This window comes from Pseudomonas sp. GW821-FHT11D10 (assembly GCF_058808435.1).
Genome location: NZ_JBXARR010000006.1, coordinates 30,483 through 43,697 on the forward strand (window position 1 = coordinate 30,483; position 13,215 = coordinate 43,697).

At 64.4% G+C, this 13,215-nt stretch carries 1 protein-coding gene (cut by a window edge); it reads right to left on the reverse strand.

Annotation, left to right across the window (positions count from 1 at the left end):
* A protein-coding gene (locus tag AC1RT4_RS18550; RefSeq protein ID WP_493086877.1) for an amino acid adenylation domain-containing protein crosses the window boundary here: on the reverse strand, positions 1 to 13,106 show its 5' portion. 3,163 nt of this gene lie to the left of the window's left edge; only the first 13,106 of its 16,269 coding nucleotides appear in the window; its start codon is at positions 13,104 to 13,106; the stop codon falls past the left edge of the window.
* Positions 13,107 to 13,215: the final 109 nt, after the last annotated feature.

The window sequence follows — 13,215 nt, forward strand, 5'->3', positions numbered from 1 at the left end:
GCCTGATCCAGCGACACCAGCGTCAGCATCTCCGGGGTAATTCGGGTGCAACCGGCCGCGATGCGATTGGCCGGCACTTCGATTTCACGACCGCTGCCCACAGCTGCAGCCAGCGCGGCCAGGGTCGGTTGACTGAACAGCACGCGCACATCGGTGCTCAGGCCGATCTGGCGCATGCGTTCGATCAGGCTCACCGCCAGCAGCGAGTGCCCGCCCAGTTCAAAGAAGTGATCGTGGCGCCCCACCCGTTCGACCTTCAGCACCTCGCCCCACAGTCGGGCCAGGGCGATTTCGGTCTCGCCGAGCGGAGCCTCGTACTCGCGCACCAGCACCGACTCGGCACCGGGAGCCGGCAGCGCCTTGCGATCCACCTTGCCGTTGGGGCTCAGTGGCAGGCTGTCGAGCGCGACAAAGGCTGACGGCACCATGTAATCGGGCAGGCGTGCGAGCAAGTGTTCGCGCAACGCCTCGATCCCCGGCTGCCCGGCCTCGGCGTGCCAGGTGAAGTACGCCACCAGACGCTCCTCACGCACCAGCACCACGGCTTCGCGCAGCGCCGGATGACTCAACAATTGCGCTTCGATTTCGCCCGGCTCCAGGCGCAGGCCACGCAACTTGACCTGGAAGTCGTTGCGCCCGATGAATTCGAGCTGGCCATCAGCGCGGTAACGCACCAGATCGCCCGTGGCGTACAAACGGTCACCCTCCACGAACGGGCTCGGGATAAACCGTTCGGCCATCAACTGCGGCAGGCCCAGATAGCCCCGTGCGACCCCGGCACCGCCAATGAACAACTGACCGATGACGCCCATCGGCACCGGCCGTTCGGCGGCATCGAGTACGTACAGACGGGTGTTGTTGATCGGCCGTCCGATCGGCAACGCGCTGTCTGGCACCGCCATCGACGGTTCCAGCGTCCACACCGTGCTGTCGACCGTGGCTTCGGTCGGGCCATAGACGTTGTGCAAGCGCACTTGCGGCAAACGCTCACGCACGAGACGAGCCAGCGCCGGGGTGAGGTCGCCACCGCCACAGAACACATCGGTGAGGCTGCTGCACTGGCTGACGTCATCTTGCTCGAGGAACTGTTGCAACAGCACCGGCACAAACTGGATCACGCTGATCCGCTGCTCGCGAATCACCTGCGCCAGATACGCCGGCTCGCGGTGTCCGTCAGAGCGCGCCAGCACCAGACGCAAACCGGCGCTCAATGGCCAGAACAGCTCCCAGACCGAGGCATCGAAACTGAACGGGGTTTTCTGCAAAAGCGCGCCGTCCGTCACGGCGGGACACAGCTGAGAACTCCAGTGCAACAAATTGCCGACGCCGCGATGCTCGACCATCACGCCTTTCGGCGCACCGGTCGAACCGGAGGTGTAGATCACGTAGGCCAGGTTCGAAGCGCTCAGGTTGGGTACTTGCGGGTTGTCCTCCGGGTTGAATGTCCGGTGATCCTGGTCCAGATCGATCACCAGTGCAGTGCTCTCGCCCAGCAACTCACGCGTCGCCCCATGAACCAGCACCGCCACCGGCGCGCTGTCCTTGAGCATGTAATCCAGACGTTCCGCCGGATACGCCGGATCCAGCGGCACATAGGCACCGCCCGCCTTGAGGATGCCGAGCAGACCGACCATCAGTTCCGGCCCGCGCTCGACACAGATCGCCACTCTCGAATCCGGCCCCACACCCAGTTCGCGCAGGTGATGGGCCAGACGGTTGGCCTGTGCGTTGAGTTCGGCGTAGGTCAGCCGCTGTTCACCGGCCTGCAACGCGATGGCTTGCGGCGTGCGTTGCACTTGCGCCTCGAACAGCCCGTGAACGGTTTGCTCCAGATTGTCTGCGGTGCCGGTGACGTTGAGGTCGTACAGCACCTGCTGACGTTCAGCGCCTCCAAGGATCGGCAAGCGGTTCAGCGGCTGATCCGGTGCCTGCTCCAGAGCATCCGCCAGTGCCTCCAGCGCGGTCTGCATGTAGTCGCAGATCCGCTGCGAACCAACGCTCGCCGGGGTCATGGCGGTGAGCACGAACCCGTTGCCCAGATCATCGATGCCCAGGCTCAGCGGATAGTTGGTGCGTTCTTCGCTGCTCAGGGTCTCGATGCCTTGCCAGGCCTGACGCAGGTTTTGCTGTTGCGCCTCGTCGGCGCTGTGACGGTAGTTGAGCATCGAACTGAACAGCGGCGACGGCGCGGCCACGCCGCTGCAACGCTGGGCCAGCGCCAGCGACGCGTGTTCATGACCGAGCAGCGCGCTGAGCCGCGCATGCGTCGCCCGAGCCCCTTCGCGCACCGGGGTTGCCCCCAGATCGACCCGCAGCGGCAAGGTGTTGATGAACATCCCCAACGCCCGGTCGGCACCCTCGCCGCCCTGCATCCGGCCCATCAACACCGTGCCGAACACCACCTGTTCGTGCCCGGACGTCGCCGCCAACACCTGCGCCCAAGCGAGGTGGAACAGGCTGGCCACGCTGATGCCCAGTTGCCGGGCCAGACTGCGCAGACGCTGACCGGTGGCGGCGGACAAGGCCAGTTGCGTTTCCTCGATGTCGCGACCGTCACCTTGCACATCCTGCAAGCCGAACGGCAGGGTCGGCTCGTCGATGTTGCCGAGCATGTCGCGGAAGAACGCTTCGTGCTCCTGCTCGCTGACACCCAGCCGTGCCTGCGCCACGTAGTTGCGGTAAGGCACGGCCGCGCCCAGCGAGGCTTCGCGTCCTTGCAGGCAGGCGAGCATTTCGTGCTGCACCACGTCCAGCGCGGTGTGATCGAGCACTACATGGTGGAACAGCAACATCGCAACCACCCGGTCGTGGGCCGGATCACGGGCATACACCAGACGCAGCAACGGTGCCTGACTGATGTCGAGGCGGTAGTGCCGGGCATCGAAACGCCCGTGCAACTGCTCGAGGACGTCGCCATCCGCCGGGTCGAGCAGGATCTCCTGCACCGGCAGCTCGACGTGACGCCAGACCACTTGCATCGGCTCGGCCAGTTCCTGCCAGATCACCGCCGTGCGCAGGATGTCGTGTCGGGCAACGACCTGACGCAGCGCTGCCGCGAACGCTTCCACACGCTCGATGTTGTCGAAGGCCAGCCGCGATTGCAGCAGGTACGGGTCGCCCTGTTCGGCGCTCAAGTGGTGATAAAGGATGCCTTCCTGCAACGGCGCCAGCGGATAAATGTCCTGCACGTTGGCGGCGCCACCGGGCACCGTGGCGACGATTCGGTCGATGCTCGGCTGATCCAGTTCGGCCAGGCTCAGCAGGTCCGGGGTGATATAAGCGCAATCAGCAGGAATGCGGTTGGCCGGCACTTCGATTTCGCGACCACTGCCCACCGCTGCGGCCAGTGCAGCCAGCGTTGGCTGGCTGAACAGCACACGCACATCGGTGTTCAGGCCGATCTGGCGCAGGCGTTCGATCAGGCTGACCGCCAGTAGCGAATGGCCGCCCAGTTCGAAGAAATTGTCGTGGCGTCCGACTCTTTCCAGTTTCAGGACATCGGCCCAGATCTGCGCCAGCGCAGTTTCCACCGGGCCTTGCGGGGCTGCGTATTCGCGGCTGAGCCAAGCGTTCTGATCCGGTTCCGGCAAGGCCTTGCGGTCGAGTTTGCCGTTGGCGGTCAGCGGCAACGCGTCCAGTCGGACGTAAGCCGCCGGGATCAGGGCCTGCGGCAGAAGCGTTTGCAGATGATTGCGCAGGGCTTCGATGTCGGTCGGCGCTCGCTCGGTGAACCACACCAGCAATTGCCCGTCGCGCACCAGCGCCACCGCGTCCTGCACCGCCGGATGGCTGGCCAGCGCCGCTTCGATTTCCCCCAGTTCGACCCGCACGCCGCGCAGTTTCACCTGATCGTCGTTGCGGCCCAGGTACTCGATGTTGCCGTCCGCCAGCCAGCGTGCGAGGTCGCCGGTGCGGTACATCCGCGCCTGCGGCTGATCGCTGAACGGGTCAGTAAGGAAGCGTTCGGCGGTCAGATCGGGACGGTTCAGATAACCGCGCGCCACGCCAGCTCCGGCGACGTACAACTCGCCCGTCACACCTACTGGCACCGGGCGTTGTTGGTCGTCGAGCAGATAGATTCGGGCGTTGGCCATCGGCCGGCCGATGTGCAGCGGCTGACCAACCTCCACCGGGCCGGACGTCGCGACCACCGTGGCTTCAGTCGGGCCGTAGTTGTTGATCACCGCGAAGGTCTGCTCACGGTTGAACTGACGCAGCTTGTCGCCACCGATCAGCAAGGTGCGCAGGGTCGGATGTTGTAGCTCGCGGCTGAACGCATATTCGGCCACCGGCGTCGGCAGGAAGCTGACTTGCAACGGCTGCGCTCGCCACCAGTCGAGCAGTTCGTCCAGGTGCTCGTTGCTCACCGATTCCGGCGGCAGGTGCAAGGTCGCGCCGACGCACAACGCCGGCCAGACTTCCCAGGCCATCGCATCGAAACCGAACCCGGCAACGCTGGCGGTGTGGCTGCCGGCGTGCAGGTCAAAAGCTTCGGCGTGCCAGTGCGCGAGGTTTTCCAAAGTCGCATGTTCGACCATCACGCCTTTCGGCTGGCCGGTGGAGCCCGAGGTGTAGATCACGTACGCCAAGTGCGCCGGAGTCAGGTACGGCAGTTGTGGATTGCTGTCGGGCAGGTGACGCCAGGCGTCGCTGTCCAGATCGATCACCGGCATCATGCCCAGCAGATCCCGGGTCGAAGCCTGTGCGAGCACGGCCACCGGATCGCTGTCCTGCAACAGGTACGCGATGCGCTCCGCCGGATGCGCAGGATCCACCGGCACATAACCGGCGCCGGCCTTGAGAATCGCCAGCAATCCGACCAGCATCTGCGGGCCACGACGCACGCAGAGCGCGACGCGGTCGTCCGGTTGCACGCCGAGACCGATCAGGTGATGAGCCAGTCGGTTGGCGCGCTGATTGAGCTGCCCGTAGGTCAGCTGTTGCGCACCTTGAATCACCGCGAGGGCATGCGGATTACGCTCGGCCTGCGCCTGGACCAGTGCGTGAATCGTCGCGCCACGGGGGTAGGCCGTGACCGGCGGATTGAAGCCCTCGACCAGACGCTCCAGTTCGGCAGTCGAAAGGATCGGCAAACGGTTCAGCGGCTTTTGCGGTGTTTGCTCCAGCGCCTGCACCAGTTGTTCCAGGGCCGTGTGCATGTAACTGCAAATCCGCTGCGCGCCGATCTGGCTGACCGCCAATACCGACAAGGCGAAGCCTTCGCCCAGATCGTCCACGCTCAGGGTCAGCGGATAGTTGGTGCGTTCTTCACCGCCGAGTTTCTGCACACCCTCCCATATGCCCTGCCCGTTCTGCGACGACTGCGCAGGCGCACTGTGACGGTAGTTGAACAAGGCACTGAACAATGGCGACGACGCGGCGACACCACTGCAACGCTGGGCCAGTGCCAGCGAAGCATGTTCATGCCCGAGCAATGCCGTCAGCCGTGCGTGGGTCGCCTTGACCCCATCGCGCGCACCGGCGCCGACATCGATGCGCAGCGGCAAGGTGTTGATGAACACCCCCAGCGCCCGGTCGGCGCCATCGCCACCCTGCATCCGCCCCATCATCACCGTGCCGAACACCACATCGCGGCGGTTCGACAGCACGCCCAGCACTTGGGCCCAAGCCAGGTGCATCAGGCTGGCCGCGCTCACGCCCAATTGCCGTGCCTGTTCACGCAGGCGCCCGTTGAGCTCGTCCGCTACCGGTTGCAGCGCTTCCTCGACGCCGTGACCGTCGCCCTGCACATCCCGCAGACCGAGTGGCAGGGTCGGCTCGTCGATGTCGCCGAGCATTTCGCGGAAGAACGTTTCGTGCTCCTGCTCGCCGAGCCCCAGGCGTGCCTGGGCCACGTAGTTTCGATAAGGGATCGGCACCGAAAGGTTTTCGACCTCACCGAACATCACACCGCGCATTTCCTCGACGATCACTTCCAGCGCGGTGTGATCGAGGATCAGGTGATGGGACAGCAGGATCGCCACCACGCGCTGCTGCTTCGGATCTTCGGCATACACCATGCGCAGCAACGGTGCCTGGCTGATGTCGAGGCGGTAGTGACGGGCGTCGAAACGCTCGTGCAACTGCTCGAGGATGTCGCCCTGCGCCGGGTCCAGCGTTACGTGCTGCACCACCAGTTCGGCATGACGCCACACCACTTGATGAGGGTTCGCCAGGCCTTCGTGGACAACGCTGGTGCGCAGGATGTCGTGGCGTGCGATGACCTGCTGCAATGTGTCGGTGAAGGTCCGCAGACGTTCGACGCTGTCGAAGGCCAGCCGCGATTGCAGCAGATACGGGTCGCCCTGTTCCGCGCTCAAGTGGTGATAAAGGATGCCTTCCTGCAACGGCGCCAGCGGATAGATTTCCTGCACGTTGGCGGCGCCGCCCGGCACGCTGGCGACGATCCGGTCGATGCTGGCCTGATCCAGCTCGGTCAGACTCAGCAGGTCCGGGGTGATGTGAGTGCAGTCAGCAGGAATGCGGTTGGCCGGCACTTCGATTTCGCTACCGCTGCCCACCGCTGCCGCCAGTGCAGCCAGAGTGGGTTGGCTGAACAGCACGCGCACGTCGGTGCTCAGGCCGATCCGGCGCAGGCGCTCGATCAGGCTCACCGCCAGCAGTGAATGGCCGCCCAGTTCGAAGAAGTTGTCGTGGCGACCGACTTTTTCCAGCTTCAGGACATCGGCCCAGATCTGCGCCAGCGCAGTTTCCACCGGGCCTTGCGGGGCTTCGTATTCGCGGCTGAGCCAGGCGCTCGGATCAGGCAGCGGCAAGGCTTTGCGGTCGACCTTGCCGTTGTTGTTCAGCGGCAAGGCGTCGAGTTGCACCCAGGCCGAGGGCACCATGTATTCCGGCAGGCGCGCTTGCAATTGTTCGCGCAGGCTGGCGCTGTCCACGCCCTCTTCGGCCGTGAAATACGCCACCAGACGCAGCGGCTCCTGGCCTTCCTGACGGGCCAGCACGATGGCTTCTCTGACCCCTTCGCAGTTCAGCAGGCGGTTTTCGATTTCCCCCAGTTCGATGCGGAAGCCTCGGATTTTCACCTGATCGTCGTTACGGCCGATGCATTCCAGTTGGCCCGGTGCGAGCCAGCGTGCGAGGTCGCCGGTGCGGTACAGCAATGCGCCCGGTTGCTCGCTGAACGGGTCTTGCAGGAATTTCTCGGCGGTCAGGTCCGGGCGGTTCAAATAGCCCAGCGCCACGCCTTGGCCGCCGATGTACAGCTCGCCGGTGACACCCATCGGTACGGGTTGCTGGCGGATGTCGAGTACGTAGACCTGGGTGTTGGAGATCGGGCCGCCGATTGGCACGCTGTCGGCATCGTCCGCGACCTCGCGCACTTCGAAGCTTGTGGCGTAGGTGGTGGTTTCGGTCGGGCCGTAGCAGTGGACGATGCGCAGGTTTGGCGCTTCGGCCAGCAAGCGGCGGAAGGCGGCAGGGTCAGCGCGTTCACCGCCGCACAGCACAATGCGCAGGCCTTTGAGGGCTTCGGGAATCAACTGCACGTACTGGTTGAACAGTGCGGTGGTGACGAACAGGATCGTGACGCCCGAAGCCGCCAAGACCTGCCCGAACACGTTTGGATCAAGCAAGGTGTCGTGATCGATCACCACCACTCGCCCACCGTTGAGCAGTGGCCCCCAGACGTCCATCGTGCTGGCGTCGAACGCCGGGTTGGAGGCAAACGCCACGCGATCCTGCGGGTTGAAATCGGCATAGCCGCTGTTGATCACCAATCGGCCGATGGCCCGGTGCGGCACCATCACACCCTTCGGCGTGCCAGTGGAACCGGAGGTGTACATGATGTAGGCCACGGATTCGGAGGACTGCGGCAAGTCCGGGTTGTGGACCGGTTGCGCGTCAAGATGAAGCGTCTCCAGATCAATCCGGCGCACCGCGTAATCAACCGTTTCAGTGCTCAAGGTCAACAGCGCTTTCGCCGAGCTGTCCTCAACCATGAACGCCTGACGCTCAGCCGGGGCGTTGATATCCAGCGGCACATAAGCCGCCGCACACTTGCCGATGGCCAGTTGCGCGACCAGCAGATCCAGCGAACGCGGCAGCAGAATCGCCACATGATCACCCGGTTGCACGCCCTGCCCGATCAGATAATGGGCCAGTCGGTTGGCCCGTTGATTCAGCTCTTCAAAGGTCAACGCTGCATTGCCATGCACCGCCGCCACGGCCTGCGGATGCAGTTTCACTTGCTGCTCGAACAGGCCATGAACCGTCGACCCCGACGGATAATCCCGCTGGGTAGCATTGAACCCGACCAGCAACTCCCGTCGCTCATCCGGCGGCAAAATCGACAACTGATCGACGCCCAGTTGCGGCGTCTGCTCCAGCGCCTGCACCAGACTGTCGAAGGCAATATTGATGTACTCGCAGACCCGCGCACCATCGATGCCCGGCACCGCTTGCACACTCAGACGCAAGCCTTCGCCAAGGTCATCGACGCTGACCACCAGCGGATAGTTGCTGCGCTCGCGGGAGCTGAGCAATTCAATGCCGTCCAGAGTCAAGCCGGCAGCCTGCGGTGCGCTGTGGCGATAGTTGAGCAACGTGCCGAACAGCGGCAGCGAACCGGAAACCCCGCTGCAACGCTGGGCCAGCGCCAGTGACGCTTGCTCATGCGCGAGCAATTGCGCCAGCCGTTCATGGGTGGCGAGCACGCTGTCGCGAACCGCTGTGGCGGTCACGCTGACCCGCAGCGGCAAGGTGTTGATGAACAGGCCCAACGCGCGGTCGGCGCCCTCGCCGCCCTGCATCCGCCCCAGCAGCACCGTGCCGAATACCACCTCGTCGCGGCCGCTGATCTGCGCCAGCACCTGCGCCCAGGCCTGGTGCGCCAGACTTGCCACGCTGATGCCGAGCCGCCGCGCCTGCTCACGCAGACGCAAGGCCAGTGCGGTGTCCAGCGTGAGCTGGCTGTCAACCACAGCGCTGCCGTCGCCGTGCACGTCCTGCACGCCGAACGCCAGCGTCGGCTCGTCGATGTCACCGAGCATGTCGCGGAAAAACTCTTCGTGCACTTCGGCATCCGCGCCGAGCCGTGCCTGCGCGACATAGTTGCGATACTGCACCGGGATCGCCAGTTCGCCGGCGTGGCCGTGCAGCACGCTGTTCATCTCGCTCACCAGCACTTCCAGCGCGGTGTGATCGAGCATCAGGTGGTGCATCAGCAGGATGCCGACCCAGCGTTGTTGCTGCGGATCCTCGGTGTAGGCAAAGCGCATCATCGGTGCGCGGCCGAGATTCAGACGGTAGTGACGCGGGTCGAAACGCGCCTGCATCTGTTGCAGCACGTCGCCGTCCTGCGGGTCGGCATCAACTCGCTCAAGCGCCAGTGGCGCCGCCCGCCAGACCACTTGCACCGGCTCTTCGAGGCCTTCCCAGACCACGCTGGAACGCAGGATGTCGTGGCGCGCGATCACCACATTGACGGCGCGCACGAACGCCTTGATCGACTTGATCCCGTCAAACACGAACTGCGCCTGCAACACGTAAGGATCGCCCGCAGTTGCCGCCATGTGGTGATACAGAATCCCCGCCTGCAACGGCGCCAGCGCATAGATGTCCTGCACATTGGCGACGCCACCGGGGACGCTTTCCAGCACCCGGTCGATGCCGGCCTGATCCAGCGAGGCCAGGGGCAGCATGTCTGGTGTGATGTGTTGGCAGTCAGGGCTGATGCGATTGACCGGCACTTGAACGCTGGACGACGCGCCCAGGGTTGCCGCCAGTCCCGCCACGGTTGGACGGCCGAACAGGACGCGTACGTCGCAACTCAATTCCTGCTGGCGCATGCGCTCGACCAGTTTCACGGCCAGCAGGGAATGACCGCCCAGTTCGAAGAAATTGTCATGGCGCCCGACCTGCTCGACGTTCAGCAGGGTTTGCCAGATCTCTGCGATGCGGCATTCCACATCACCGACCGGCGCCTCATAACCGCGCAACAACTGACCGCTTTGATCCGGTGCCGGCAAGGCCTTGCGGTCGAGCTTGCCATTGGGGCTCAGTGGCATGGCGTCGAGATGGACGAACGCCGTCGGCACCATGTAATCCGGCAACTGCTCCAGCAGATGGCTGCGCAGTTCGCCGATCTCCAGCGGCTCACCGGTGTAGTACGCCACCAGCCGAGGATCGTCAGCCACGTCTTCGCGCACCAGCACTTCGGCCGTGAGCACGGTGGCGAGTTGAGTCAGGCGCGTCTGGATTTCCCCGAGTTCGATGCGCAAGCCGCGAATCTTTACCTGATCGTCATTGCGACCGAGGTATTCAAGGTTGCCGTCGGCCCGGTAGCGGCAAAGGTCGCCCGTGCGGTAAAGCCGCGCGTTCGGCTGATCGCTGAACGGATCGTCGAGGAAGCGCTCCGCAGTGAGCGCCGCGAGATTCAGGTATCCACGCGCCACTTGCACGCCGCCGATATACAACTCACCGGCCACGCCCAGCGGCAGCGGCTGCAACTGTTCATCGAGAATGTACAAGCGGGTGTTGCTGACTGGCCGGCCGATGGGCAACAACGTCTCTGGCACCGGCATCGATTGCTCCAGTGTCCACACCGTGCTGTCGACCGTGGTTTCGGTCGGGCCGTAGACGTTGTGCAACCGCACCTGTGGCAGACACTCGCGTACCTGACGGGCCAACGCTGGCGTCAGCTCGCCGCCGCCACAGAAGACATCCGTGAGGCTGATGCACCGGCTGACGTCTTCCACGTCGAGGAACTGTTGCAGCAACGCCGGGACGAACTGGATCACGCTGATGCGTTGCTCGCGCACCACTTGCGTCAGATACGCCGGTTCGAAGTGCGCATCGGGGCGCGCCAGCACCAGACGCAGGCCGGCCGTCAGCGGCCAGAACAGCTCCCAGACCGAGGCGTCGAAACTGTAAGGGGTTTTCTGCAACAGGGCGCCGTCCGCCACGGGCGGGCAAACCTGCGAGCTCCAATGAAGCAGGTTGGCCAGGCCACGGTGCTCGACCATCACCCCTTTCGGCGTGCCGGTGGAGCCGGAGGTGTAGATCACGTAGGCCAGGTTCGAAGCGTTCAGGCCCGGCACCTGAGGATTGTGCTCGGGATAGTTCTGCCAGTGATCCTGATCGAAATCGAGCAACGGCACGCCGCCCGCCTCGAACATCGCCCGGGTCGCGCCGTGGGCCAGCAGCGCCATCGGCGCACTGTCCTTGAGCATGTAGTTCAGGCGTTCCGCCGGGTAGGCCGGATCCAGCGGCACATAAGCGCCACCCGCCTTGAGAATGCCCAGCAGGCCGATCACCAGTTCAGGCCCGCGCTCGACGCAGATCGCCACCGGCGTATCCGGCCCGACACCCAGCTCACGCAATCGGTGAGCCAGGCGATTGGCCCGCGCATTAAGCTCAAAGTACGTCAGTGTTTGTTCATCAGCCTGCAACGCGACGGCCTGCGGCGTGCGCTCGACTTGAGCCCCGAACAGACTGTGAACGGTCTGCTCCAGATCGAGATCGACGCGACTGTCATTGAAACCCACCAGCAATTGTTGCCGCTCGTGCGCTGGCAAAATCGGCAACTGGTTGATTCGCGTCTCAGGCGATTGCTCCAGGGCATCGAGCAAGGCGCCGAGCGCGGTTTGTACGTAACCGCAAACGCGTTCCGCGCCAATACCGCTCGGGGCAATGGCGGATAGGCGGAAACCACTGCCCAGATCATCCACGCTCAGGGTCAGCGGATAGTTGGTCGGTTCCTTGCCACTCAAGACCCGGACGCCGGGGGCCAGTTCGATCACCTCGGCAACGTCACCGACAGCACTATGGCGATAGTTGAGCATGGCGCTGAACAACGGCGTCTGCGCATTCAAGGCGCTGCAACGCTGGGCCAGTGCCAGCGAAGCCTGTTCGTGGGCGAGCAAGGCGCTCAGTCGACGGTGCGTGGCGAGTACGCCGTCGTGGACGCTTTGCGCACCGACGTCGACCCGCAGCGGCAAGGTGTTGATGAACATACCCAACGCCTGCTCGCCGCCGTCGCCCGCCTCCATCCGCCCCAGCAACACCGTGCCGAACACCACCGAGGTGCGCCCGGACAACTGGCCCAATACCCGCGCCAGCGCCAGGTGCATCAGGCTCGCCACGCTCACACCGAGTTGCCGCGCCTGGGTGCGCAGTCGCAGGTTCAGTGCGTCGCTGAGCGTCAACTGCGCGTCTTCGAAGTCCTGTCCACCGCCGTGAACATCCTGCAAGCCCCACGGCAACGTCGGCTCGTCGATGTCACCGAGCATCTCGCGGAAGAACGCTTCGTGGGCCTCTTCATCGAGGGCCATGCGCGCCCGCGCCAGATGATTGCGAAACGGCACCGCCGCCGCGACCTGTTCGGTCTGCCCTTGCAGCCAGGCCTGGATTTCCCGGCGCACCACGTCCAGCGCAACGTGGTCGATGATCATGTGATGGAACAGCAGCAACGCAACGATCCGTCCCTGCGCCGGATCCCGCGCGTACACCAGGCGCAGCAGCGGTGCCTGTTGCAGATCGAGGCGCAAATGACGGGCATCAAAGCGCGCCTGCAACTGACTGAACACGTCCGTGGACGTGTCGAGCTGCACCTCTTCGCAGACCAGCGGCGCCTGACGCCAGACCACTTGCACCGGCTCGTCCAGACGCTCCCAGACAAACGAGGTACGCAGAATGTCGTGACGATCGATCACCCATTGCAACGCCTGGGCAAATGCATCGAGGCGCGGGTGATTGTCGAAGGTGAACTGCGCCTGTTGCACATACAGATCGCCTTCGCCGGCCGCGAGGTGCAGATACAGCATGCCTTCCTGCAATGGCGCTAGCGGATAGATGTCCTGCACATTCGCCACGCCGCCCGGCACGGTGGCGACGATGCGGTCGATGGCCGGCTGATCCAGTTGCACCAGCGGCAACATGTCCGGGGTGATGCGCAGCGCCGGGCTCGACCAGTCGCCGCCGTGGCTCGCCACCAGCTCCAGCAACTGCGCCTTGTGCTTGGCGAGGCTGTCCCACAACGCGTCGTCCAGCGCGTCGTCGTTGCCCAGAATGACCAGGTCTTCATCGTCCTGTTGAAGGCGGATCGCATGGGTGGAAATAACAGCCATCAGCTCGCGAAATTGCATGGGGGGTAACCTGCTGTAAATTCGGGAAAAAGGAGCGCGCAGCGGCGAGTCCGTGCGGCCGCGCGCAGCCTGGAAAAGCTAAAACATCGGGGCTTGGGTGTCTGACATG